At 71.8% G+C, this 23,097-nt stretch carries 26 protein-coding genes; 20 read left to right on the top strand and 6 right to left on the bottom strand.

Annotation, left to right across the window (positions count from 1 at the left end; genetic code table 11):
• Nucleotides 1-70 precede the first annotated feature (70 nt).
• The 6 genes from EV385_RS14315 (at nt 71) to EV385_RS14290 (ending at nt 6,074) form a co-directional block, all read left to right on the top strand.
• Nucleotides 71-1,312 carry an LCP family protein gene (locus EV385_RS14315; RefSeq protein ID WP_130509926.1) on the top strand — a complete coding sequence of 414 codons (1,242 nt, stop codon included), beginning with the start codon at nt 71-73 and terminating at the stop codon, nt 1,310-1,312.
• Nucleotides 1,313-1,497: 185 nt separating this feature from the next.
• A complete protein-coding gene (locus tag EV385_RS14310; RefSeq protein ID WP_130509925.1) occupies nt 1,498-2,673 on the top strand; it encodes an LCP family protein in 1,176 nt (391 codons plus the stop codon).
• 16 nt (nt 2,674-2,689) lie between these two features.
• Nucleotides 2,690-3,025 carry a rhodanese-like domain-containing protein gene (locus EV385_RS14305; protein WP_130509924.1) on the top strand — a complete coding sequence of 112 codons (336 nt, stop codon included), beginning with the start codon at nt 2,690-2,692 and terminating at the stop codon, nt 3,023-3,025.
• Nucleotides 3,022-3,822, top strand: a complete 801-nt coding sequence (locus EV385_RS14300; RefSeq protein ID WP_130509923.1) for a glycerophosphodiester phosphodiesterase — start codon at nt 3,022-3,024, stop codon at nt 3,820-3,822. The genes EV385_RS14305 and EV385_RS14300 overlap by 4 nt, the downstream gene beginning before the upstream one ends.
• An 89-nt stretch (nt 3,823-3,911) precedes the next feature.
• The gene (locus tag EV385_RS14295) at nt 3,912-5,111 is read left to right on the top strand and encodes a sensor histidine kinase (RefSeq protein ID WP_130509922.1); all 1,200 of its coding nucleotides are present in this window, start codon (nt 3,912-3,914) and stop codon (nt 5,109-5,111) included.
• Nucleotides 5,112-5,198: 87 nt separating this feature from the next.
• The gene (locus EV385_RS14290; RefSeq protein ID WP_130509921.1) at nt 5,199-6,074 is read left to right on the top strand and encodes a DUF5926 family protein; all 876 of its coding nucleotides are present in this window, start codon (nt 5,199-5,201) and stop codon (nt 6,072-6,074) included.
• 28 nt (nt 6,075-6,102) lie between these two features.
• Here the strand turns inward: EV385_RS14290 and EV385_RS14285 are convergent, their stop codons facing one another.
• Entirely contained in the window at nt 6,103-7,317 is a 1,215-nt protein-coding gene (locus tag EV385_RS14285; protein WP_130509920.1) for an arginine deiminase, read from the bottom strand.
• Between the two features lie 312 nt (nt 7,318-7,629).
• Between EV385_RS14285 and EV385_RS14280 the strand changes: the two genes are divergently transcribed.
• The 6 genes from EV385_RS14280 (at nt 7,630) to pheA (ending at nt 13,008) form a co-directional block, all read left to right on the top strand.
• Entirely contained in the window at nt 7,630-8,373 is a 744-nt protein-coding gene (locus EV385_RS14280; protein ID WP_130509919.1) for a hypothetical protein, read from the top strand.
• A gap of 50 nt (nt 8,374-8,423) precedes the next feature.
• On the top strand, nt 8,424-8,888 hold the full coding sequence (locus EV385_RS14275) for a hypothetical protein (RefSeq protein WP_130509918.1): 465 nt from the start codon (nt 8,424-8,426) through the stop codon (nt 8,886-8,888).
• A gap of 85 nt (nt 8,889-8,973) precedes the next feature.
• Nucleotides 8,974-9,363: an ACT domain-containing protein gene (locus tag EV385_RS14270; protein ID WP_130509917.1), complete on the top strand. Its 390-nt coding sequence runs from the start codon at nt 8,974-8,976 to the stop codon at nt 9,361-9,363.
• A gap of 32 nt (nt 9,364-9,395) precedes the next feature.
• On the top strand, nt 9,396-9,980 hold the full coding sequence (locus EV385_RS14265) for a hypothetical protein (protein ID WP_130509916.1): 585 nt from the start codon (nt 9,396-9,398) through the stop codon (nt 9,978-9,980).
• A gap of 188 nt (nt 9,981-10,168) precedes the next feature.
• The gene (locus EV385_RS14260; RefSeq protein ID WP_165449476.1) at nt 10,169-12,001 is read left to right on the top strand and encodes a PAS domain S-box protein; all 1,833 of its coding nucleotides are present in this window, start codon (nt 10,169-10,171) and stop codon (nt 11,999-12,001) included.
• A gap of 50 nt (nt 12,002-12,051) precedes the next feature.
• Nucleotides 12,052-13,008 carry a prephenate dehydratase gene (gene pheA, locus EV385_RS14255; protein WP_130509914.1) on the top strand — a complete coding sequence of 319 codons (957 nt, stop codon included), beginning with the start codon at nt 12,052-12,054 and terminating at the stop codon, nt 13,006-13,008.
• Nucleotides 13,009-13,102: 94 nt separating this feature from the next.
• Here the strand turns inward: pheA and EV385_RS14250 are convergent, their stop codons facing one another.
• From EV385_RS14250 to EV385_RS14240, 3 genes are all read right to left on the bottom strand, one after another.
• Nucleotides 13,103-13,837 carry an AIM24 family protein gene (locus EV385_RS14250; protein WP_130509913.1) on the bottom strand — a complete coding sequence of 245 codons (735 nt, stop codon included), beginning with the start codon at nt 13,835-13,837 and terminating at the stop codon, nt 13,103-13,105.
• Nucleotides 13,838-13,904: 67 nt separating this feature from the next.
• The gene (locus EV385_RS14245; RefSeq protein WP_130509912.1) at nt 13,905-14,267 is read right to left on the bottom strand and encodes a metallopeptidase family protein; all 363 of its coding nucleotides are present in this window, start codon (nt 14,265-14,267) and stop codon (nt 13,905-13,907) included.
• Nucleotides 14,268-14,358: 91 nt separating this feature from the next.
• Complete coding sequence (locus EV385_RS14240; protein WP_130509911.1) at nt 14,359-14,787, bottom strand: OsmC family protein; 429 nt, start codon at nt 14,785-14,787, stop codon at nt 14,359-14,361.
• A gap of 54 nt (nt 14,788-14,841) precedes the next feature.
• Between EV385_RS14240 and EV385_RS14235 the strand changes: the two genes are divergently transcribed.
• The 4 genes from EV385_RS14235 to EV385_RS14220 all read left to right on the top strand — a co-directional run bounded on the left by EV385_RS14235 (nt 14,842) and on the right by EV385_RS14220 (nt 18,668).
• Nucleotides 14,842-15,606 carry a hypothetical protein gene (locus EV385_RS14235; protein ID WP_130509910.1) on the top strand — a complete coding sequence of 255 codons (765 nt, stop codon included), beginning with the start codon at nt 14,842-14,844 and terminating at the stop codon, nt 15,604-15,606.
• A gap of 61 nt (nt 15,607-15,667) precedes the next feature.
• Nucleotides 15,668-16,927 carry a serine--tRNA ligase gene (gene serS, locus EV385_RS14230; protein WP_130509909.1) on the top strand — a complete coding sequence of 420 codons (1,260 nt, stop codon included), beginning with the start codon at nt 15,668-15,670 and terminating at the stop codon, nt 16,925-16,927.
• A 107-nt stretch (nt 16,928-17,034) separates the two neighbouring features.
• Nucleotides 17,035-17,856, top strand: coding sequence for an HAD family hydrolase (locus tag EV385_RS14225; protein ID WP_130509908.1), 822 nt, complete (start codon nt 17,035-17,037; stop codon nt 17,854-17,856).
• Entirely contained in the window at nt 17,856-18,668 is an 813-nt protein-coding gene (locus tag EV385_RS14220; protein ID WP_130509907.1) for a Cof-type HAD-IIB family hydrolase, read from the top strand. The genes EV385_RS14225 and EV385_RS14220 overlap by 1 nt, the downstream gene beginning before the upstream one ends.
• 12 nt (nt 18,669-18,680) lie before the next feature.
• Here the strand turns inward: EV385_RS14220 and EV385_RS14215 are convergent, their stop codons facing one another.
• A complete protein-coding gene (locus EV385_RS14215; protein WP_130509906.1) occupies nt 18,681-19,256 on the bottom strand; it encodes a bacterial proteasome activator family protein in 576 nt (191 codons plus the stop codon).
• 101 nt (nt 19,257-19,357) lie between these two features.
• Here EV385_RS14215 and EV385_RS14210 point away from each other — a divergent pair, with 101 nt between their 5' ends.
• Both EV385_RS14210 and EV385_RS34305 read left to right on the top strand, forming a co-directional pair.
• On the top strand, nt 19,358-19,570 hold the full coding sequence (locus tag EV385_RS14210; protein ID WP_130509905.1) for a type II toxin-antitoxin system HicB family antitoxin: 213 nt from the start codon (nt 19,358-19,360) through the stop codon (nt 19,568-19,570).
• 91 nt (nt 19,571-19,661) lie between these two features.
• Nucleotides 19,662-19,796 carry a type II toxin-antitoxin system HicA family toxin gene (locus EV385_RS34305; protein WP_207229828.1) on the top strand — a complete coding sequence of 45 codons (135 nt, stop codon included), beginning with the start codon at nt 19,662-19,664 and terminating at the stop codon, nt 19,794-19,796.
• Here the strand turns inward: EV385_RS34305 and ddaH are convergent, their stop codons facing one another.
• Complete coding sequence (gene ddaH, locus EV385_RS14200; RefSeq protein WP_130509904.1) at nt 19,797-20,624, bottom strand: dimethylargininase; 828 nt, start codon at nt 20,622-20,624, stop codon at nt 19,797-19,799.
• Nucleotides 20,625-20,691: 67 nt separating this feature from the next.
• On the opposite strand from ddaH, the gene EV385_RS14195 reads away from it, so the two are divergent.
• Nucleotides 20,692-21,150 (top strand): Lrp/AsnC family transcriptional regulator, encoded by a 459-nt coding sequence (locus tag EV385_RS14195; protein WP_130513300.1) that lies wholly within the window; start codon nt 20,692-20,694, stop codon nt 21,148-21,150.
• Nucleotides 21,151-21,202: 52 nt separating this feature from the next.
• Nucleotides 21,203-23,086: a beta-propeller domain-containing protein gene (locus tag EV385_RS14190; RefSeq protein WP_130509903.1), complete on the top strand. Its 1,884-nt coding sequence runs from the start codon at nt 21,203-21,205 to the stop codon at nt 23,084-23,086.
• Nucleotides 23,087-23,097: the final 11 nt, after the last annotated feature.

Below are 23,097 nucleotides of genomic sequence, written 5' to 3'. Positions count from 1 at the left end.
GTCTCCTCCCTTCGTGCCGACCCAGTGTCGATGCACGAAATGCCTGGATGCGCTTACGTAACCTGAAAGCATGTCACCGACCACGTCCTCCTACGGCACCGGCCGCGCCTCCGTTCCGGGCTCCGGCTACCCCGGCTCCGGCCGCACCTCGGGTCGCGCGGGCGTGCCCGGCGCCTACCGCGAGCGCGTCTCCCGTTCCGGGGGGCGTGACGGGTGGGCCGGTGGCCCCGCAGGGCCGGGCGGCCCGCCGCCGCGCGGTCCCGGCCGTGGCGACGGCCCGCAGCGGCCGTACCGGGGGCGGCCGAAGCCGCGCTGGGGGCGGATCGGGCTGGTCGGCGGCATCGCGGTGATCGTCATCGGCGTGGTCGCGGCGGTCACGCTGATGGGCTACGCCAACGGCCTGGACAACGACCTGAAGCGGACGAACGCGTTCGACTCGATCACCAACGGCCGCCCGGCCAAGACGGTCGAGGGCGCGCTGAACATCCTGCTGGTCGGCAGCGACTCGCGGGACCCGGACGCGGTCAAGGACGCCAGCACCGGCTGGCGCGCGGACACCCTGATCCTCATGCACATCCCGGCCGACCACGGCTCCGCGCAGCTCGTGTCGATCCCCCGCGACCTGTACGTGCCGATCCCGTCAGCGGACAACGCGCCGTGCAGCAGCGGCAGCCGCAACAAGATCAACGCGGCGTTCGCGTTCGGTGGTCTGCCCCGCGCGGTCCGCACGGTCGAGTGCTTCACGGACGTACACATCGACCATGTCATGGCCATCGACTTCGGCGGCTTCAAGGAGGTCACGGACGCCCTCGGCGGGGTCGACCTGAAGGTCGAGCAGACCATCACCTCGATCCACAAGCCGTACCGGGTGTTCAAGAAGGGCACCATGCACATGAACGGCGCCGAGGCCCTGGACTGGATCCGTCAGCGCAAGCAGTTCGCCCGCGGCGACTTCGCCCGGATGCAGCACCAGCAGGAGTTCCTCAAGGCGCTGATGGACAAGGCCGCGAGCACCGGCACGCTGACCAACCCCGGCAAGCTGAACGACTTCCTCAAGGCCGTCACCGCGGCCGTCACGGTCGACCAGGACTTCTCGCTCACCGACATGGCGGTGCAGTTCCGCAACATCCGTGGCGACAAGCTCACGTTCATCACCAGCCCCAACGTGGGCAGCCAGACCATTGCCGGACAGAGCGTCGTGGTCAGCGACCGGGAGAAGGCGCTGGCTTTGTACAAGGCGGTTTCTGCCGACAAGATGACCGAGTGGATGGCGACGAACCAGCCCAGCGCCGCGGCGAAGGCGGGTAAGTAGCCACTGTGTGTCGCCGCACAAAGGCGGCACACAGGTCGGGCATTCGGCGCGGGCCGGTGGAAAACACCAGCCCGCGCCGCACGTAACCACTCTGTGTCACGGGGTTGAAACGCAGGAGGACTCCCGCGACATCGAAGTTGAACGTACAGTGGTTCGGCCCCCTTCCCGATCTTCTGGAGCCATGAATGACGGTCGCCCCACCTCGACCCCCCCAGTCGCAGGATCGGGCCGCCGCCGTCCGTCAGGACGGGCTGGTCCCGCCGCCGCTCAAGAAGCGCCGCAGCCCGCTCTGGGCGCGCCTGACCGTCGTGCTGGGCACCCTGCTGATGCTGGGCAGCGCGGCGGGCCTCGTCGGCAGCAAGATGGTGATCGCGAGCGCCACCGGTGCGATCACCACGGACGACCTGATCGGCGACTCCAAGAAGTCGAGCGCGGGGAAGGGCGGCGACCCGCTCAAGGGGCCGATCGACCTGCTACTGCTGGGCGTCGACGCGCGGAAGCGCTGGGCCGTCGACGATCTGCGCGCCGACACGATCATCGTGCTGCACATCCCGGCCAGCCACGACCAGGCGTACCTGGTGTCCATCCCGCGTGACACCCATATGCAGATTCCCCCGTTCGCCAGGAGCAACTACGCGGGTGGCGCCAACAAGGCCAATGCGGCGTTCTTCTTCGGCGCGCAGAACGGCGGCGGCTGGGCGGGCGGCGCACAGCTGATGGCGCAGACCATCAAGGCCAACACCGGGATGAGCTTCGACGGCGCCGCGATCATCGACTTCGCCGGCTTCAAGAGCGTCATCGAGGCGCTGGGCGGCGTACGCATGTGCGTGAAGCAGCGGGTCAAGTCCCGCCACATGGTCTGGGTCGACGGAAAGGCGCTGTTCCTCGCGGAGGCCCGCAAGACCGGCAAGCCGACCAAGCCCGTCGTGCACGAGGTCGGCTGCAAGAACATGGAGGGCTGGGAGGCGCTCGACTACTCCCGCCAGCGGTACGGGCTCAAGAACGGCGACTACGACCGGCAGGACAACCAGCGGCAGCTCATCAAGGCGATGGCCAAGAAGGCCAGCAGCAGCGGGGCGCTGACCAACCCGCTCAAGGCCACCCAGCTGATCAAGGCGGCGGGCAAGGCGTTCGTACTCGACACCGGCGGGGTGCCGGTCCAGGACTTCATCTTCGGACTCAAGGGCATCGCCGCCAACGACCTGGTGATGCTGCGCACGAACAAGGGCACGTTCGCGGGCAACGGCGCGGGCCAGGAGACCATCACCCCCGAAAGCATGGAGATGTTCAAGGCGGTCCAGGAGGACAAGGTGGGCGAGTTCATCGTCAACCACCCGGATGTCATCTCGAGCGAGAAATAGCCCTAGGCTGAGAGCCGTGTTCGGACCACAGGTACCCAGCGTGGGCGCGGCCGAGGTCGGCCCCGACGCATACCTCATCGACGTACGGGAGCCCGACGAGTGGGCGGCCGGGCACGCGCCCGGGGCTCACCACGTACCGATGATGGAGATCCCGGCGCGGATGGCCGAGGTGCCGCAGGACGCCGACGTGGTGGTGGTGTGCCGCTCCGGCGGCCGCTCCGGCCAGGTGGTGTCGTACCTGTCCGGCAACGGCTGGGACAACGTGCGCAACCTCGACGGCGGCATGCAGTCCTGGGCCGCGGTCGGCCGCGACATGGTCAGCGAGAACGGTCAGCCGGCCCACGTCCTGTGAGCGCCGACCGCCCGCTCGTGTTCGCGCACCGCGGCTCCTCTGAGGCGCTGCCCGAGCACACGCTCGCGGCGTACCTGCGCGCCCTCGACGAGGGGGCGGACGGCCTGGAATGCGACGTGCGGCTCACCCGCGACGGGCATCTGGTCTGCGTGCACGACCGGCGGCTGGACCGGACCAGCAACGGGCGCGGCCTGGTCAGCGGCAAGACCCTCGCGGAGCTGGACGCGCTGGACTTCGGCTCCTGGCACCCGTCGGCCGGCGACGACCCGCTGGACGACCCGCCGAACCCCGACCGCACCCGGCTGCTCACGCTCGACCGGCTGCTCGGCGCCGTGCGCGACAGCGGGCGCGAGGTCCGCCTGCTCATCGAGACGAAACACCCCTCCCGGTACGGCGCCGACGTGGAGCGCCGCCTCGTCGAGCTGCTGGGCCGCCACGGCCTCGCCGCCCCCCGCCCGGACGACCCCGTCCGGGTGACCGTGATGTCGTTCGCCGCGCTCGCGCTGCGCCGCGTCCGGACCCTGGCCCCCGGCGTCCCCACGGTGTACCTGCTGGAGCTCCTTCCCCCGGGGGTGAGCCGGGGCCGCCTGCCGTTCGGGGCGCGCATCGCCGGTCCGGGCATCGGCCTGCTGCGCACCCGGCCCCAGCTGGTCGCGGCGCTGCGGGCGGCCGGGCACGGCACGTACGTGTGGACCGTCAACACCGAGGCCGAGCTCGACCTGGCGCTCGCGCAGGGGGTCGACGGGGTGATCACCGACCGGCCGCGGTTCGTGCTGGACCGGCTCGGCGTCGGCTGAGCGAAGGGGTCGGCCGTGCGAGTGACATGATGGCCAAGATCCACCACTCGCCCTGCCGAAAATTACAGAAGCGAGGCAGACTCGCAGACATGCCCCAGCGACCCGACTACACCGCGCTGACCCGGGGACAACTCGCCGTCCTCGACCGGATCAACGCCGGTGCCCCGGGTGTGGCCCTCCTCGAGGACGTCGTGCGGCTGGCCCGGGAGGTGCTCGGCGGCGCGGGCGCCGGCTTCGCCGAGTACGGCCCCGGCCACGGCCGGATCATCGCCGCCTGCGGCAGCTGTGCCTGCGCGCTGGGCCGCCGGGTGCACCGCGCCGACGACGAGCTGGCCCGGCACCGCAGCCTGCTCGTCACCCCCAACGCGCTGAACGACGAATTCACCGGCCCGCTCGGGGCCGAGGACGTACCCCGGGTGCTGGCGGCACGCGCGGACGCCGGGGGCACGATCGTCGGCGCGCTGTACGTGTACTTCACCGACGCCGCCGAGCCACCCGGCCCCGAGCAGCACAGCGTGGTGGAGCTGCTGGCGACGGTCGCCGGACGCCTGTACACCCACCCCAACGGCCTGCCCGCGTACGGCGACGACGCCGAGCTGGCCCGCCGCCAGGAGGACCGGGACCTGTTCGTCGCCGTGACCAGCCACGAACTGCGCACCCCGGTCACCGTGATCAAGGGGTACGCGGACACCCTGACGAACCACTGGGACTCCCTCGACGAGTGCGGGCGCCAGGAAGCGGTCCGGGTGATCGAGGCCCGCGCCGGTGAGCTGGCCCGGCTGGTGGACCGGCTGCTCGCCGCGACCAGCGAGGAGGGTGAGGTCGGCGGCACCCCGCCCGGCCCGTTCGACCTGGTCGAGGCGCTGCGGCAGGCCGTCGAGGAGCTGCCCGCCGACCTGCGTCGCCGGCTCGTGCTCGACGCGCTGCCCGCCGACCTGCCCAAGGCGTACGGCGACCGCGCCTCCCTGGCCACCATCCTGACCGAGCTGGCCACGAACGCGGACAAGTACTCGCCCGCGAACACGCCCGTGGAGTTGCATGCCGAGGCCGACGAGCTGACCGTGACGTTCCGGGTCTGCGACCGCGGCGCCGGGATCCGCCCCGAGCACGTGGAACGGGCCTTCGAACGGTACTGGCAGGGCGAGTCCGGCGATCGGCGCCGGCACCCCGGCGCGGGCCTGGGCCTCTACCTGGTGCGCCGGATCGTGGAGCGGCAGCGCGGCTGGGTCGCGCTGCGCCCCCGCGAGGGCGGCGGCACCCTGGCGGAGGTCCGGCTGCCCCGGGGGTAGCGGGCGCCCACATTGGCGGGGCGCGCTCGGCCGACACGGTGGGCCGCGTCGGGGTGCAGCCGGGCGCAGCGCCTAGGCTGATGCGCCATGAGCAAGCGTCGAAAGGGCCCGCAGACCGAGCCCAAGCGCCAGAAGGTGCGCGACATCTTCGTCGCCCGGCCGTTCGAGGGGCTCGCCGACGAGCCGGAGTGGATCGCGCTGCGCGAGCTGGTCCCGGCCGCCTCGGCGCCACTGCGCCTCAAGCCCGAGATCGCCGCGGAGTACGGCGACCGCCCGGTCACCCTCTCCACCGTGCTGCCGATGGCGTGGCCCGCGATGATCCGCCGCGACGGCGAGGTCTTCGTCGGGCTGCAGCGGCACGTGCAGTCCGGCGACGTCTCCCGCGACCTGGCGGTGGCGATCCTGTGCGCGCTGCGTACCGAACCGGGCGAGACCGTAGCGGTGCCCGCCCTGCCCGGGCCGGGCCCACGCCTGCAGGACATCCTCGACGACGGTCCGCTGGACGTCACCCTGCACCTGGGCTTCGAGTACTGGCTGGACGCCGAGCAGGCCGAGGACCCGAGCGTGACGGCCTCGCTGGAACGGGCCAACGCCTCCATCTACCCCACGGAACGGCTGGCGGCCGCGCCCGCCGCGTACTGGTGCCGGGTGCCGGACAAGGCACACGTGCGCTGGGTCATGGCCGAGCCGGAGGACACCGCGCTGGACGCGCTGGCCCGGCTGTCGGCGGCCGGGGAACTGGTCCTGGGCGAGGCGACCCGGTTCGCGGGGATGTTCCGGGCCCACGGGCTGCTCGTACCCGTCTGGGACGTGCCCCGCGAGCTGGAGGCGGCCGACTGGGAGGCGCCGCTGGCCGACTTCGCGAAGCGCTACCGGGACACGCTGGGCCAGACGGCTCCGCTGGACGCGGCCGCCCGGCGCGCCAAGCAGGGACTCGTCGGCCGCCAGCTCACCCTCCGGTAGGGGCCCGGCTCGCCGGTGGCGGCCGTGGTCACCCGGTGGCGTCGAGTGGGGTGCGGGAGATCGGGCAGCTCATGCAGCGCGGCCCGCCACGCCCGGAGCCCAGCTCCGAGCCGCTGATCGCGATGACCTCGATGCCCGCGCGCTCCAGCTGGGCGTTCGTTTCCACGTTGCGCTCGTACGCGACGCAGAGCCGGGGCGCCAGGGCGAGGGTGTTGTTGCCGTCGTCCCACTGTTCCCGCTCGGCGGTGACCGGGTCCAGGCCGGTGTCGATGACCCGCAGCCGGTCGATGCCCATGGCGGCGGCCGCCGCGGCCAGGAACGGCTGCGGCCCGGCGGCCTCCGGCGCCCCGTCCGGCCCGGCCGTGACCAGGTACGCCCGCAGGGTGTCCGCGACGTTCGGGTACATCACGACCGCGTCGACGTCGACCATCGTGCACACCGTGTCGAGGTGCATCGTGGCCCGCTCCTGCGCGATCGGCACCGCGAGGATGGTGTGCGCCAGCCCGGCGGCGAAGACGCGGCGGGCCAGCCGTTCCGCACCGGCCGGGGTGGTCCGCTCGCCGACCCCGACGGCCAGGATCCCCGGCGCCAGCAGCAGCACGTCGCCGCCCTCGACGTGTTCCAGCTCGGGGGTGTAGAGCAGCTCGGTGCCCGCGAACCGGGGATGGTGCCGGTAGATCGCCCCGGTCAGGGTGGTCTCCCGGCGGCGGGCCGGCATGGCGAGGCTGGTGACCGCCACCCGGTCGGAGATCCAGACCGAGGAGTCGCGGGTGAACAGCAGGTTGGGCAACGGGTCGATGACGAAGTCGTGGGAGTCCATGAGTTGGTAGACCAGCCCGCCGGGGCGGCCGGGGCCGGGCTTGACCTCCTCGTGGGCGAGCCCGGCCATGAGCACCCGGGCCAGCTCGGGCGGGCCCAGGTCGGCCAGGTGGGCGGCGACCCGTTCGCGCAGGGTGTCGCCCAGCCGGGGGGTGTCCAGCACGTCGGCGGTGAGCAGGGCCCGCGCCTCGGGCACGGCCAGCGTCTCGGCGAGTAGCTGGCCGAGGTAGAGCACCTCGACGCCGCGCCCGCGCAGCGCCGCGGCGAACGCGTCGTGCTCCTCCTGCGCGCGGCCCACCCAGGGGATCGCGTCGAAGAGCAGCGAGTCGTTGTTCCGCGGCGTCAGCCGCGCCAGTTCCGGCCCCGGCCGGTGCAGCAGGACCGTACGCAGTGGGCTGACCTCGCTGTCGACATGGCCGGTCACAGGCCCGAGCCTAGGCCACCGCCGACCCCGGGTTTGGGTACGCGCCGCGCTCGCCAGGTGACGTTGTGCGGCGGAATCGTGGGACAGGGCTGCGCTCGGGAGGTAGGTGAGGCTAACTTGGTGACGACTACCGAGTCCTGTGGGGAGACCGAGGCGCGGAATGCATCATGAGCAAGAAGGGGCTGGGCATGAATGTGGCATTCATCCCCACTCACTCCGCTTTCAGTCCCGTCGGACGTCTTGCTTCCGTGTGGGGTTGAACACCTACCGTAGTGACAAGAGAGCCCGATGGACCTTTTGCCGGAGGTCGCAGTGACTGTCTTCTCCGCCCGCCCCGCCACCCTGCCCGTTCCCAGCAAAGCCCTCACCCCCGTCCGGGGCCCGCACCGCGACGCGCCACCCGCCGCGCTGGAGGTGCCCCGCCTCAGCCCGTTCGACTGGGCCCGCCGCCGCCGCGCCGAGCGGGAGGCCCGCCGCGTGGAGGCCGCCGGTGCCCGCGCGCTCACCCGCCTGGACCGGCTCGGTCCCGCCTGGCACATCGTCGACTGGCCGCGCACCGACTCCGTCGGCATGTACGAACCCGACCCGGTCGACGACCGCGCGGGCTTCCTCGCGATCGGCCCGGGCGGCGTGTACGCGGTCACGGTCGCCGACCACGGCCGCGCCCGCGTGCTCATCGCCGGTGACGTCGTGCAGATCAACGGCAAGCGTCCCGCGTACGTCACCGAGGCGCGCCGGGACGCGAAGCGCGCCGCCCGCGCGATGTCCGCCGCGGTCGGGCTCTCCGTGCCGGTGAGTCCCGTGCTGGCGTTCGTCGGTTCCGGCGTGATCAGCGTGCACGGCCTGCCCAAGGACTGCCTCGTGGCCACCCACAAGGAGCTGGACCGGCTGCTCATCGCGGGCGGGGCGCGCATCTCCTCGGCCACCGCCGGGAAGCTCTCCGCCGTCGCCCGCCGCCCCGACACCTGGTCGAACGCGCCGTACCGCCCGGGTGGCGACTATCGCTGGCACGGCACCGGACAAACGGCCGCTGACAAGCGTTCGGCCCGCCGGTAACGTTCGGAGTCAGTGCACGAACCCGTGCGCGGACTTACAGGGAGGTGCGGGTGGCGCACGTCGAACTCTCACTCTCGGGCGCGTTCGTGCCGCAGGCGCGGACCCCGGCGGAGGCCGAGTTCGTCGGCGGCATCGACCGATGGACGTCGACGGTGACGGCTGCGGCCGAGCCGTGCCTGGTCATCGACGTGACCTCCCGGATCCTCGCGATCTCGCCGTCGGGCAGCGAGCTGCTCGGCCTCGGTGCCCCCGCCGACGCGGTGGGCCAGCCCCTGCTGGGCGGCGTGCTGCGGCTCATCGACTTCACCGCGGGCGCGGGCGAGTTGTCCGAGCCCGAGGTGGAGAAGATCCCGCCGCTGCTGGCCATCCGCAGCCAGCGGCTCGCCCGCGGCCTCATGCGGCTGCAGCCGGCCACCGACCCGGCGCACCTGACCGTCGACGCGATCGCCACCCCGCTCTGGCAGGGCGGCCACGTCGTCGCCTCACTGACGTTCCTCTCCGCAGTCCGGTACTGACCGGCCGTGGCCGGATGTCTGGTTGTGGCGATCAACGCACCCGCGAGGCATTGGGCGAAGCACGCGGGGAACGTAGTCTTCCCTCATGTTGGATCTGGAGCTGCTGCCGGAGGAGTACGCGGTGTGCCGGCTCCCAGCCGGATCCGCCCTGCCCGCCTCGTTGAGCAGCGGGCCGGACGACAAGGGGGTCATCTCGGTGACCTGGGCCCCCGACGAGCTGTCCGTCATCTGCCCGGCCGACCGGGCGCCCGCCGACGCGGTCGCGGAGACGCCGTGGCGCGCCCTGCGCGTGGTCGGCCCGCTCGACCTCGCCCTGACCGGTGTGCTGGCCTCGCTCATCGGGCCGCTGGCCGAGGCGCGGGTCAACATCGTCACCTTCTCCACGTACGACACGGACTATCTGCTGGTCCCGACGGTGCGGCTGCGCGAGGCGATGGACACCCTCGCCGCGGCGGGGCACCGTATCGCCGACTGACATCGACCGTCGTGAGGCCCTACCATGGGCCCGTGGCACGCCCGCGCGCACGCCGTACCGCCGCCCGCCTGCTGGTGTGCGGCACGCTGGCCGCGCTCGCCGGTTGCGGTGGGGCGCCTCCGCAACCCCTGCCCACGGCGCCGCCCGGCGCCCCCAGCGCGCCGCCGGCATCGGCGTACCCGTCGGTGGGGATGCCCGGGGTGCCAAGCGTGAGCGTGCCGGGTGTGCCGGCCGGAGGGCTGCCGACCGGGGTGGCGCCGACTTTCCCGACGCCGCCGAGGACGACCGCCGCCCCCACGACCACTCCGCCGCCGTCACCGGCCGGTCCGTGCGCGAAGGGGCCCACCGGGCAGCAGGTGCTGGCCCTGATCAACGGGAAGCCGGGTATCCCGGACGCACCCCTGAAGGTGGCCGAGGGCCCGTTCTGCGCGGAGTCGTGGCAGTTCACCACGGTGCGGCTGGCCGCCGAGAACGCGGAGCAGGACGAACCGTTATTTGTCGTCAGCCGGGGTAAACCCAGTGCGTTACGGCTGGTCGAGGCCGGCGCGGACGTGTGCAGCGACCAGGTTCAGGCCGACGCACCACCCGGCATACGGGTCCGGGCCTGCGGCTTCTGACCGGCACACCGTCCGGAAGGCCGGTCGGCGCTCGCGCATCGTCGATAGACGCCCGTTACACCCGATATGAGCGTAATGTTGGGCCTGGTCCAAGCATGGTGCGCCTCCGAAGGGACATCGTGATGAGCAGGGGAACCCGGGCCACGTCAGGCGGCGGCCCCGGTTCCCGTCGTCTCAACCCTTGGATCATGCCGATGGTGGCGACCAGCGGCCTGGCCATCTTCAGCCTGAGCGCCGAGCCGCACCTGCTGTCGTTCGGCTTCATCGCGCTCGGCCCCTGCTTCGCGGCGGTGTCCGGCAGCCCGACCGTGGTGGCCCTGATCGGCACGTACGCCACGACGCTCGTCATCGTCGTCTCGTCCTACCAGGGCCTGTGGGGCACGCCGGACCAGGTCCTGCGCATCGCGGTCACGCTCGTGGCCACGGCCATCTGCGTCGTCATCGCCAGCCATCGCCGCCTGCTCGAATTCAACTCCGCCGAGGCCGTCAAGGATCAGGTGATGCTGGCCGCGGTCCTGGAAGCCTCCAGCGACGCGGTCTACACCGCGACCCCCGAAGGAACGATCACCACCTGGAACCGGGGCGCCGAGGAGATCTACGGCTACACCAGGGCCGCGGCGATCGGGTCCAGCATCCAGATGCTCGCGCCGCCCGACGACGGCACGGCACTGCTGGCGATGTTCGCCGAGGCGGCCCAGGGGCGGCGCAGCGACCAGATCGAGGTCACCCGGGTACGCCACGACGGCACGCCGTTCGACGTCTCGGTCATGCTCGCCCCGGTCCGCGACCCGGCCGGGAACGTGACGGCCGTGGCCTCGATCGAGCACGACATCACCGCCCGCAAGCGGGCCGGCGCCAAGGAGCGGGCCGCGCTGGAGCGTACGCAGACCGCGCAGCGCCTGGAGAGCCTCGGCCAGCTCGCCGGCGGCATCGCGCACGACTTCAACAACCTGCTGGCGATCATCCTCAACTACAGCCAGTTCGCCGCCGAGCAGATCCCGACCGACAGCGAGGCCCGCGACGACCTGGCCCGGGTGCTGCGGGCCGCCGAACGGGCCCGCCGGCTCACCCACCAGCTGCTCGTCTTCGCCCGCAGTGAACGCACCGAGCCCGCCATCATCGACCTCAACGACGTCGTCGCCGAGGCCAACGACCTGTTCTCCCGCACGCTGGGTGGGCACATTCAGCTCGTCACCCGCACCGGCGAGCAGCCGACCACGATCATCGCCGACCGCAGCAGCATCGACCAGGTCCTGTTCAACCTCGTCATCAACGCCCGCGACGCCATGCCCGACGGCGGCGTGCTGGTGATGGAGGTGGATCACGTCGAGATCAGCTCCGACGAGGTCGGCTACGCGCCACCACCGCTGTCGGGCCGCTACATCCGGCTGACCGTCAACGACACCGGGACCGGCATGGCGCCCGAGGTGGTCAACCGGGTCTTCGAACCGTTCTTCACCACGAAGGCGAAACACGAGGGTACGGGGCTCGGGCTGGCCACCGTCTACGGCATCGTCACCGACGCCGGCGGCAGCATCCGGATCGCCTCCGAACTGCACGTCGGCACCACCTTCTCCGTGCTGTTCCCGGCCGCGGAGGTGTCCGACCAGCCCACCGCCACCGTGGCGGACCGCCCCACCGCCCACGGCAACGGCGAACGGGTGCTGGTGGTCGACGACGACGAGACCGTCCGCGAACTCATGGTGCGCATCCTCGACCGCAACGGGTACAAGCCCGTACCGGCCGCGGATCCGGAGGGGGCGTTGAAACTCGCCGACGAACCGTTCGACCTGCTGCTGACGGACGTGCTCATGCCGCAGATGTCCGGGCCGGAACTGGCGCAGCGGATCAAGGACCGCCAGCCGGACATCCCGGTGCTGTTCGTGTCCGGCTACACCGACGGCAACGCCGGGGTGGGGCGGGCCACCGGCGGGATTCTGCTGCACAAGCCGTTCACCACCGACAGCCTGCTCGACAGCGTGCAGGAGGCGCTGGCCGGGACCGGCGTGCCGAGCCGGTGACGGCACCCGGGCGGCGGACCGTGGCCGGCGCGCGTCATTAAGCTGGGCCCATGCCGGGAACCCCGCCGACCCGATTCGTCTACCTCGGTCCCGAAGGGACCTTCACGGAGCAGGCGCTGCGCACCATCCCCGCCGCCGAGCGCGGCAGCCGTACTCCCGCCCGCAGCGTGCCGGAGGCGCTCGACGCGGTGCGCTCCGGCGAGGCCGACGCCGCGCTCGTGCCGCTGGAGAACTCGGTGGGCGGTGCCGTACCGGTCACCCTCGACGAGCTGGCCACCGGCAGCCCGTTGGTGATCACGCGGGAGGTCGTGCTGCCGGTCGAGTTCCAGCTGGCGGCGCCGCGGCTGATCCCGCTGCACGAGATCCGTACGGTCGCGGCGCATCCGCAGGCGTCCGCCCAGTGCCGCGCCTTCCTGCGTACGCATCTGCCCGATGCCGTGGTCGTCGACGTGCTGTCCAACGCGGCCGCCGCGATCGCCGCCGGGGCGGGGGAGTACGACGCCGCGATCTGCGCGCCGATCGGCGTGCCCCGCAACAAGCTGAGCGTGCTCGCCGACAAGATCGCCGACCGCCCGGACGCGGTCACCCGGTTCGCGCTGCTGTCGCGGCCCGCGCCCCCGGCCGCCCCGACCGGCGACGACATCACGTCGCTGGCGGTCTCGATCGCCCACGACCGCGTCGGTGCGCTGCTGGCGGTGCTGACCGAGCTCGCCGTCCGGGGCATCAACCTGAGCCGCATCGAGTCCCGCCCCACGGGCGAGCAGCTCGGCATCTACGTGTTCTTCCTCGACTGCACCGGGCACGTCGCCGAGCCCCGGCTGGGCGAGGCGCTGCAGGGACTGCGCCGGATCTGCGCCGACGTGCGCTTCCTCGGCAGCTATCCGCGCCACCGATGGTCGGCCGCCGAGGCAGTCCGGCCGGCGGAACCGCCGACCGGACTGTCCAATCGCGACTTCGCCGACAGCGCGGCGTGGCTGGCTCGCCTACGCGCAGGCGAGCCAGCCTGAAATCGACGGGGAACGTTGAAGAGTTCGGGTCAGTTCCGCACCCGAGCTCTTCAAGATCCGGCCGCAGGAGCGCACGCCGCGAGTACGGCGGCGGTCAGCCGAGCAGGCCGCCGAGGAGTCCGCCCTGTTGCTGCTGCTGGCCCGCGCCGGCACCCGCCAGGCCGCCCGGAGGCTCCTCGGAGGGCTGCACCACGACAAAGCCCTGGCCCGCGAAGCTCATCGTGAACCGCTCACCGGTGGTGCGGCCCATCAGCGTGCCGAGGCCGAGCTGCTCCGCGCGGTGGTAGCCGGTCTGCAGGTTCGCCGACCAGCAGATCGCGGCCTGCGGGTCCACGTACGTGGGCTGGTCCACCGTCAGCACCACGGGGGTGCCCTTGGTGGTGACCGCGATCCGGCCGTATCCGGTGAAGACGCAGTTGAACAGGCCGGCGTTGGACATCATGCCCGCGCCCTGGACCATCTTGATGTCGTACTGCAGCGTCGAGTCGAACGCCAGCACGTTGGCGCCGTTGATCGACAGGGCGTCGCCCTGCTCCAGGTCGATGAGGTGGATGTCGGCGGCCGCCTCGGCCAGGAAGACGTCACCGCGGCCGCTCACCCGCATCAGCGGTACGCCCTCGCCGGTCAGCTTCTGCTTGAGGAACTTGCCGAGCCCGCCGGAGCCGAGCGCCTCGAACTGGACCTGTCCCTGGTACGCGACCATCGAGCCGGTCCGCGCCATGAACTCGCCGTTCAGCTCCGCCTTGAGCAGCTTGGAGTTCTGCAGCCGCAGGCCGGGCTGGGCCGACTCCTTCTCGAGGTTTTCCGCCGAGAACAGGTCACTGCGCATTGGGGGACCCTTCCGTGTTGGTGTGCGACCAAGCGTAGAAGCAGGTCACAACACCGTCACCGGCCGTTCAGCCCCAACCCAGCTCATGCAGGCGGTGATCATCGATGCCGAAATGGTGGGCGATCTCGTGCACGACCGTGATCGCCACCTCCTCGATGACGTCGGCCTCCGTGTCGCAGACGTTCAGGGTCGGCCGGCGGTAGATCGTGATCCGGTCCGGCAGCACCCCGGCGTAGTCCCAGCCGCGCTCGGTGAGCGCGTGCCCCTCGTACAGGCCGAGTAGCTCTTCCTCGCCGTCCGGGGGCGCGTCCTCGACCAGGATCACGACGTTGTCCATGAGGTTGAGCAGCTCGACCGGTACGTCGTCGAGGGCCTGACCCACCAGCTCCTCGAAGCGCTCACGGCTCATCTCGACCGGCACAACGCCCATTGTGCGCCACCGGCGCACACCGGGGGACGATCGGCGCGGCCGGTGCGGTCGGGTGTCGGACAGACACGCGAGCACACCGGCCGCGTGTGGATCAGGCCAGCGAGGCGTTCAGGCTGATCTCGGCGCCGGGGGAGAGCAGGCGCGAGATCGGGCAGTTCTCCTTGGCGCCGAGGGCGATCTTCTGGAACGTGCCGTCGTCGATGCCCGGCACGTCGCCGACCGTCTCCAGCTCGATGCGGGTGACGGTCATCCCGGCGTCGGTCTTGTCCAGGTGGACCTTCGCGGTGGTGTCGACCGAGGTGGGGGTGAAACCCGCGTCGGCGAGGCCCTTGGAGAAGGCCATCGAGAAGCAGCCGGCGTGCGCGGCGCCGATGAGCTCCTCGGGGTTCGTCCCCTGGCCCTCCTCGAACCGCGACGCGAAGGAGTAGTTCCCGGACAGGCCACCCTTGCCGGTCTTGATCGTTCCGGTGCCTTCGGTGAGGTTGCCGGACCAGCGGGCTGATGCAGTGCGAATAGGCATGTACCAGACGCTAGTCCATTCGTGGTGTGCTGGCCGCCGAGGCCGGACCGGGCCATGATGGATCTCATGCCGGCCGGGGAACAGCCATCGGTGGTCGAGTTCGGCCACGACGACGAGTCGGGTCCGGAGCGGCCGCGACGGCGCCTCGCCGACTGGGCCGGCGGGCTGGCCGCGGACCGGCGACTCGTGCCGCTGGCCGCCGCGCTGGGCGGCGTCGCGCTGGGCGCGTCGCTGATCTCCGAATGGCAGGTCACCGCGGTGGACGCCACCGTCTTCGGCGACGGCCAGGTCGGCACCAAGCCGCTGTCCGCCACGGTCGCCGACCTGGGCGCGTGGGGTGGCGGCTATCTCGTGGGGCTGTTCCCGCTGGTCACGGCCGTGGTGCTGGTGCTGTTCGGCCCGCGTACCGGCCGCCGGTACGCCCGGCTGGTCGGGCTCAGCACCGCCGGGGTCCTGCTCGCCCTGCTGGCCGCCGCGACGGCCCACCTGCGCCACGCCAGCGGGGTACTGGGCAGCGTCTTCACCGTCCAGCTCGGCGACGACCAGTTGAAGCTGACGTACGGGCGGGGAATCTGGTGTGCGCTGTTCGGGGTCGCGGCCGTCATGCTGGCGCTGTACCTGGCGGGCCGGCACCTCGAACCCGGCGCGGAGCGCGAGCCCGCCGACGGCGCTGACGAGGCGGCCGCACCCACGGTGTGGTCGTGGCGGCGGCCCCGCGACACCGACGACGAGGGGCCCCCGGAGGCGCCGTACGGCCTCACCGTCACCTCGGCCCAGCCGTTGCCGCCCGAGTCGGCGGAACGCGACGAGTCGGCCTGATCGGGACGGCAGGCGATATCAGGCTGAACGAGGGCCGGGGGCGCCGGTAGGCTCAACTACCGTGATTGACCTGCGTCTGCTCCGCGAGGACCCCGAGCCGATCCGTGCCAGCCAGCGCCTGCGCGGCGAACCGACCACGGTGGTCGACGACCTGCTGCGCGCCGACGAGGAGCGCCGGGCCGCCACCCAGCGCTTCGAGGCTGTACGGGCGGAGCAGAAGTCCCTGGGCAAGCAGGTGCCGAAGGCCACCGGCGACGAACGGGCCGCGCTGCTGGCGCGTACCAAAGAACTGGCTGCCGAGGTGAAGGCGGCCGAGGCCGCCGCGACCGACGCCGACCAGGCACTGCGCCGGGCGCATCTGGCCGTGCCCAACCTGGTCCAGGACGGGGTGCCACCCGGCGGCGAGGACGACTTCGTGGTGCTGCGCGAGGTCGGGCAGATCCCGGACATCCCCGAGCCCAAGGACCACCTGGAGCTGGGTGAGGGGCTGCGGGCGATCGACACCGAGCGCGGCGCGAAGGTGTCGGGCTCGCGGTTCTACTACCTGACCGGGGTGGGCGCGCTGCTGCAGCTCGCGCTGCTGCAGATGGCGATCCAGCAGGCGGTCGAGCACGGCTTCACGCCGTCGATCACGCCGGTGCTGGTCAAGCCCGAGTCGATGGAGGGTACGGGCTTCCTCGGCGCACACGCCAGCGAGATCTACCGGCTGGAGGCCGACGACCTCTACCTCGTCGGCACCTCGGAGGTGGCGCTGGCGGCGTACCACTCGAACGAGATCTTGGAGCTCGACGGCCCGCAGCGGTACGCGGGCTGGTCGTCGTGTTTCCGGCGGGAGGCCGGGTCGCACGGCCGGGACGTGCGCGGGATCCTGCGGGTGCACCAGTTCGACAAGGTGGAGATGTTCTCGTTCTGCCGCCCGGAGGACGCCCAGGCGGAGCACCTGAAGCTGCTGGCCATGGAGGAGGAGATGCTGGCCAAGGTCGAGATCCCGTACCGGGTGATCGACGTGGCCGCGGGCGACCTCGGCACCAGCGCGGCCCGCAAGTACGACTGCGAGGCGTGGGTGCCGTCGCAGCAGCGCTACCGGGAGGTCACCTCGACCTCGAACTGCACCACCTTCCAGGCGCGGCGGCTCAACATCCGCTACCGCGACGAAGACGGCAAACCGCAGACCGCGGCCACGCTGAACGGCACCCTCGCCACCACCCGCTGGCTCATCCCGATCCTGGAGAACCACCAGCTGCCGGACGGCTCGGTGCGGGTGCCCAAGGCGCTGCAGCCGTTCCTGGGCGGGCGCGACGTGCTGGAACCCGTCCGCTAACGGGATCGAAATACGGCGGCCACCAAACGTAATGGTCGCAGGTGGCAGGCCGGGTGTAGCCTTCTCCTTCCGCCCTCCGCGGGGGTATCCGACCCTCGGAGGTAGAGATGGTCAAGCCCGGCTTGCCGAAGCTCATCGCCACCGATCTCGACGGCACGCTGGTGCGCAGCGACGACACCGTGTCCCCGTACACCCATGAGGTCCTCGATCGGGTCCGGGCCGCCGGGATCCGGGTGGTCGGCGCCACCGGCCGGGGTCCCCGGCTGACCGGGCTGACCCGCTCCGACATCCGCGCCGCGGAGTTCCTCGTCCTAGCCCAGGGCGGCTGGGTGGTCGACCACAGCCACCCGGACGAACCGGTCACCCTGCACACCCGGCGGCTGTCCGGGCGCGCCCTCGCCGGCATCCTGGCCGACCTGGAGGCCGCCGTCGGGCCGCTGTCCGTGCTGGTGGAGGCGCTCGAGCACGACGACGCCCCGCTGTGGGGCGACCGCGACCCCACCTGGCGCTATCCGGTGGTGATCGAGGAACGTCCGCGCGAGGCGTGCGTCGCCGTGGACGTGATCAAGGCGTTCGCCCGCTGCGCCGACTGCGACGTCGACGACCTGCTGGCCACCGCGCAGCGGATCGTGCCGCCCGAGGTGGCGTCGGTCACCCAGGCCGGCATGAACTTCGTCGAGATCTGCCCGCCCGGGGTGGACAAGGCTTCGGGCCTGGCGGTGGTGGCGCAGTCGGTCGGCATCGATCCCGGTGACGTGCTGGTGTTCGGGGACATGCCGAACGACCTGCCGATGTTCGGCTGGGCGGGCTGGGGCCGGGTGGCGGTAGCCAACGCCCACCCGTCGATCCTCGCCGCCGCGGACGAGGTGACCCTGACCAACGACGCCGACGGAGTGGCCGTGTTCCTGGACAAGCTACTGTCGAGGTGATGTCAGCTCCGCCGCCGGTCCGCCTCGTCGCCTCCGACATTGATGGCACCCTGATCCGCACCGACGGCTCGCTCAGCCCGCGTACCGCTGAGGTGCTCGACCGGCTGGTTCGGCAGGGGGTGCCGACCGTGCTGGTCACCGGGCGGCCGCTGCGCTGGCTCCGGCAGCTCTACGACCAGTTGGCCGAGCCGCTGCCCGCGATCTGCGCGAACGGGGCGATCGTCTACGACCCCGACACCGATCACGTGCTGCGCGCCGCCCCGCTCGAGGTCGAGCTGCTGCTGGAGGTGACCAAGCGGCTGCGCGAGGCCATCCCGGACGTCGCGCTGGCCGTCGAGGTCGAGGACGGCCGCAAGTTCTGGTACGAGGAACGGTGGCCGATGACCTGGGAGGCCGAGCACCGCAACGTACGGGTGCTCGCCACGCCCGAGGAGCTGACCACCGTTCCGGCGGTGAAGCTGCTGGCCCGGTCGGTCGCCCACGAACCGGACGACTTCTACACGCTCGTCGGGCACACCCTGGCCGGGCTGGCCGAGGCCACGCACTCCTCGTCGGCCGCGCTGGTGGAGATCTCCGCGGCGGGGGTGACCAAGGCGGCCGGGCTGGCGTGGCTGTGCGAGCGGGAGGGGTTCACGGCGGCGGACGTCGTGGCGTTCGGCGACATGCCCAACGACGTACCGATGCTGAGCTGGGCGGGCCGGTCCGTCGCGATGGGCAACGCCCACCCCGCCGTCCGTGAGGTCGCCGACGAGGTGACGCTCACGAACGACGAGGACGGGGTGGCGGCGTACCTGGAGCGGCTCTTCTCTTAGAGGTACTGGCTTTTAGAGGTACTGGCCGGTGCTGTGCGACGGGCCCTCGCCGCCGGGGCCGGGCGCGCCCGGCATGCCGGGGACGATGCCGTTCGGGCCGACCGGCAGCGCCGGGCGTCCCGAGCGCATCTGCTCCAGCTGCAGGCGGGCCGCCATCTGCTGGGCGACCAGCGCCGCCTGGATGCCGTGGAACAGGCCCTCCAGCCAGCCCACCAGCTGAGCCTGGGCGATGCGCAGCTCGCCCTCGCTGGGCGGGGTGTCGCCGGTGAACGGCAGGGACAGGCGCTCCAGCTCGTCCTGCAGTTCCGGCGCGAGGCCGTCCTCCAGCTCCTTGATCGAGCGCTGGTGGATCTCCCGCAGGCGGCCCCGGCTGGCCTCGTCGAGCGGCGCGGCGCGGACCTCCTCCAGCAGCTGCTTGATCATGCTGCCGATGCGCATGACCTTGGCCGGCTGCTCGATCAGGTTGCCGGGGTCCTCCGGGCTGACGTCGCCGTTGGAGTCGACCGTGCCCATCGGGCGGCCATCGGGACCCACGACGATGACGGAGCCGTCGTCACTCTTCTCAGGGGTGGGGGTGTCGTCGGTCATGCGTTCCATCTTCCCGCACGGCCGCGAGCTATTCGCCACGGGCGTCACCCTGCGACTACCTCCAGGACCGTACGATGAGACCCGCAGGCTGAGGGGGGTCGATGGTACGGACATTCACCGCGGCGGTGCACCAAGAGGACGACTGGTACGTCGCCCGTTGTCTGGAGTTGGACGTAGCCAGTCAGGGCGAAACGCTGGACGCGGCGCTCGCCAACCTGCGGGAGGCCGTCGAGGTCTTCCTCGACGAGGTGGCAGCCCCCGCCATCGAGGCCACGCCGCTGGTGACCTCGTTTCAGGTGGAGCGGGCTGCGTGAGTCCTGCGCTGGCAGACCTCCCGCTCCGTAAGGTCATCCAAGCGCTCACCAAAGCGGCTTCGTTCACGTACGGACCAAAGGCAGCCACAGCGTGTATCGCCACGCCCAGGGCAACGTTGTGGTCGTACCTCAGCACGCGACGATCAAGCGCGGAACCCTCGCCTCGATCCTGCGGCAGGCTGGATTAACCGCCGCCGAGTTCCTGGCCCTGCTCGACGGGAAGTGATCAGGGGCGGAGTTCGGCGACGGCGCACTTGACGCTGCCACCGCCGCGCTTGAGTTCGGAGAGGTCGACCGTCACCGGGGTGTATCCGGCCGCCCGCACCTTGTCGGCCATGCCGGCCGCCTCGGTATTCAGCACGACGTTGCGGCCGTCGCTGACCAGGTTGAGGCCGAACGCCTCCGCGTCGGCCCGGTCGGCGAGCACCGCGTCCGGGAACAGCTGGCTGAGGACCCGCTGGGAGGCGGGGGAGAAGGCGTCCGGGAAGTACGTGACGTTCCGGTCGTCGAGCGCCGCCAGCGCGGTGTCCAGGTGGTAGTAGGCCGGGTCGACCAGCTTGAGCGAGACCACCGGGCGGCCCAGGATCTCCTGCGCCTCGGCGTGCGCGGCCGGGTCGGTGCGGAAGCCGTACCCGGCGAGGATCAGCCCGCCGTAGGCGTTCGGCAGGTACGCGAAGTCGCCCTCGCCCTCGTTGACGAACGCCGGGTCGGCGAACCGCCACGCGCCCTGGGCGTAGAAGAGCTGGTGGAAGGCGGCCTCGGCGGCGCGCTGCGGGTGCTTGAAGCGGGCGCCGTACACGGTGCCGTCGACGGAGAAGGCACCGTTGGCGGCGAACACCATGTCGGGCAGGCCGGGCTGCGGGTCGAGCACGTGCACCTGGTGCCCGAGTTCGGCCAGCGTGTCGTGCAGCATCTGCCACTGCTTGAGGGCGAGCACCGGGTCGACCGGAGCGGTGGTGTCCATCCAGGGATTGATGGCGTACTCGACCGTGAAGTGCTCCGGCGGGCACATCAGATATGTCCGGGTACGCGGCATCCGCTCCGTGTGACTCATGAGGTAAAGGGTAGGTACGCTGGGAGGAACGAAACAGGTCGAAGCCTTGCTCGTCGGAGACGAATCGTTGCAGATGGACGCCGTAGACCAGCGAATCATTGCGTTGCTCGTGAATGACGCGCGCGCGTCCTACGCCGAGATCGGGGCCAAGGTGTCCCTGTCGGCGCCGGCCGTGAAGCGACGCGTCGACCGCCTGCGCTCCAGCGGGGTCATCAAGGGATTCACCACCGTCATCGAACCGGCCGCCGTGGGCTGGACCACCGAGGCGTTCGTGGAGCTGTTCTGCACCGGCCGGACCACCCCCGCGCAGATCACGGTCGCGACCCGGCGCCACCCCGAGGTGGTCGGGGCGTACACCGTGTCCGGGCAGGCCGACGCGCTCGTGCACCTGCGCGCCGCCGACATCGGCCACCTGGAACAGGCCCTGGAACGGCTGCGCGCCGAGCCGTTCGTCACCTCGACCCGCAGCATGGTGGTGCTGTCCCGGCTCGTCGAGACCCCCACCCCGGTGCCCGCGCCGAGCTGAGCCCGCTGAAATCGAGGTGGAACCGGCAGGCGCCGCCCGGCGTCCCACCGACATGCCTGCCCCACGCTGGACCCGCCCCCTGCTCTGCGGCGCCCTCGCCGCCGCCCTGCCGCTGACCGGCTGCACCGCGCGCCCCGCGCCGCCCCGGCCGATCAGCACGATTTCGGCGGGAGCCCTGCGGCTCGTCGCCTTCGACTCGTGCCAGCAGCTGCTCGACGACCTTCGTTCGCACACCAAGAAGGTGGTCGGGCCGTGGGGGCTGCCCGGCGACCGGGTGATGCCGGCGGCGGCGGCAGACAGCGCCCGGGCGGCTGAGAAGGGGGCCGCGGACGCCCCCGCGCCCACCGCACCGCACTCGGGCACCAACAATCACGAGCAGGACGCCGACGAACCGGACATCGTGAAGACCGACGGCCGGCGCATCGTCACCGTGACCGGCAACCGGCTGCGGGTCGTCGACGCGGCCAGCCGGCGGACCACCGGCCGTCTGCACCTCGGCGTCGCGGGCGACGCGCAGGTACTGCTGGCCGGGGACGCCGCCCTGGTGCTGGTCCGCTCCGCCGACCTGGGGGCCGCGATCGACCGCGTCGGGCCGCCGCTGCCGAACCAGGCGCAACTGATCCTCGTCGACCTGCGCGGCACTCCACGGGTCGTCAGCCGGTACACCGGCGACGGCACCATGGTCGACGCCCGGCAGACCGGGACCGTCGCCCGGGTGGTGCTGCGCGCGACGCCGGAGATCGCGCTGCCCGATCGGCCCAACGCCACCGAGGACGACCGGCTGACAGCCAATCGCGCCGCCGTCGGCCGCGCGCCGCTGGAGTCGTGGCTGCCGGACTGGTCCGTCACGACCGGCACCGCCACCACCTCCGGCAAGGTGGGCTGCGACCGGGTCAGCCGGCCCGCCGACTTCTCCGGCACGTCGCTGCTCACCGTCCTGACGTTCGACCTGACGGCACCCGCGCTCACCGACGGCGACCCGGTCACGGTGGTGGCCGACGCCGACACCGTGTACGGCACGGGCACCAGCCTGTACCTGGCCGGCGACCAGCGGTGGCGCTTCGACGCCTGGCCGGAACCGGCCGGCAGCCCGAAGGCCGGGAACACCGAGATCTACCGCCTGGATCTCCACGGCGCCGACCGCCCCCGGTACGCGGCCGCCGGATCGGTGCCGGGCCGGCTCGTCAACCAGTACGCGCTGTCGGAATGGAACGGGCACCTGCGCGTAGCGACGACCGACGACCGAAGCTCCGCCTCGGCCGTCCGGGTGCTGGAACAGCGCGGGGACACGCTCGCGCCGGTCGGGGTCGTGGACGGGCTGGGCCACGGCGAACGGATCTACTCGGTGCGGTTCATCGGCCCCCGTGGCTACGTGGTCACCTTCCGGCAGACCGACCCGCTGTACGCGGTCGATCTCGCCGACCCGAAGCACCCGACCGTCACCGGCGAGCTGAAGATCACCGGATATTCGGCGCACCTGCAGCCGGTCGGTGAGGGGCGGCTCATCGGCGTCGGCCAGGAGGCCGACACCAAGGGGCGGATCTCCGGCATGCAGGTGTCGTTGTTCGACACCACCGATCCGGCCCAGCCCCGGCGGCTGGCCCAGCACCACATCGCGGACGGGCAGTCCGACGCCGAATGGGACCCGCACGCCCTGCTGTGGTGGCCCGCCAGCCGGCTGCTCGTGGTGCCGGTCACGACGTACGATCCGCGCGGCCGCAGCATTCCCGCGGCGTCGGCGCTGGCCCTGCGGGTGACCGACGGTGGGCTGACCGAGGTCGGGAAGATCGCGCAGCCGCAGGTGGTGGACGGCATGGCACCGACCGTGCGGCGGACCCTCGTGGTCGGTGACGTCCTGTGGACCGTTTCGGACTTCGGACTGCAGGCGTCCAACCTGTCCACGATGGACCGCCTGGCCTGGCTGCCGAACGCCTGACCGGCCCGTTC

The organism is Krasilnikovia cinnamomea, from assembly GCF_004217545.1.
Classification (GTDB): domain Bacteria; phylum Actinomycetota; class Actinomycetes; order Mycobacteriales; family Micromonosporaceae; genus Actinoplanes; species Actinoplanes cinnamomeus.
The sequence above is the reverse complement of the archived record's forward strand: the minus strand, read 5'-3'. Positions and strand labels throughout refer to the sequence as shown.

Bases quoted from the DNA above. Each gene is read 5' to 3' on its own strand.
- EV385_RS14310 (WP_130509925.1), top strand. From the start codon at position 1,498: ATGACGGTCGCCCCACCTCGACCCCCCCAGTCGCAGGATCGGGCCGCC.
- EV385_RS14240 (WP_130509911.1), bottom strand. From the start codon at position 14,787: ATGCCTATTCGCACTGCATCAGCCCGCTGGTCCGGCAACCTCACCGAA.
- ddaH (WP_130509904.1), bottom strand. From the start codon at position 20,624: ATGAGTCACACGGAGCGGATGCCGCGTACCCGGACATATCTGATGTGC.
- EV385_RS14190 (WP_130509903.1), top strand. From the start codon at position 21,203: ATGCCTGCCCCACGCTGGACCCGCCCCCTGCTCTGCGGCGCCCTCGCC.
- EV385_RS14220 (WP_130509907.1), top strand. From the start codon at position 17,856: ATGTCAGCTCCGCCGCCGGTCCGCCTCGTCGCCTCCGACATTGATGGC.
- EV385_RS14235 (WP_130509910.1), top strand. From the start codon at position 14,842: ATGATGGATCTCATGCCGGCCGGGGAACAGCCATCGGTGGTCGAGTTC.
- EV385_RS14225 (WP_130509908.1), top strand. From the start codon at position 17,035: ATGGTCAAGCCCGGCTTGCCGAAGCTCATCGCCACCGATCTCGACGGC.
- EV385_RS14290 (WP_130509921.1), top strand. From the start codon at position 5,199: ATGAGCAAGCGTCGAAAGGGCCCGCAGACCGAGCCCAAGCGCCAGAAG.
- EV385_RS14250 (WP_130509913.1), bottom strand. From the start codon at position 13,837: ATGCGCAGTGACCTGTTCTCGGCGGAAAACCTCGAGAAGGAGTCGGCC.
- EV385_RS14210 (WP_130509905.1), top strand. From the start codon at position 19,358: ATGGTACGGACATTCACCGCGGCGGTGCACCAAGAGGACGACTGGTAC.
- EV385_RS14295 (WP_130509922.1), top strand. From the start codon at position 3,912: ATGCCCCAGCGACCCGACTACACCGCGCTGACCCGGGGACAACTCGCC.
- EV385_RS14315 (WP_130509926.1), top strand. From the start codon at position 71: ATGTCACCGACCACGTCCTCCTACGGCACCGGCCGCGCCTCCGTTCCG.
- EV385_RS14215 (WP_130509906.1), bottom strand. From the start codon at position 19,256: ATGACCGACGACACCCCCACCCCTGAGAAGAGTGACGACGGCTCCGTC.
- EV385_RS14260 (WP_165449476.1), top strand. From the start codon at position 10,169: ATGCCGATGGTGGCGACCAGCGGCCTGGCCATCTTCAGCCTGAGCGCC.
- EV385_RS14270 (WP_130509917.1), top strand. From the start codon at position 8,974: ATGTTGGATCTGGAGCTGCTGCCGGAGGAGTACGCGGTGTGCCGGCTC.
- EV385_RS14245 (WP_130509912.1), bottom strand. From the start codon at position 14,267: ATGGGCGTTGTGCCGGTCGAGATGAGCCGTGAGCGCTTCGAGGAGCTG.
- pheA (WP_130509914.1), top strand. From the start codon at position 12,052: ATGCCGGGAACCCCGCCGACCCGATTCGTCTACCTCGGTCCCGAAGGG.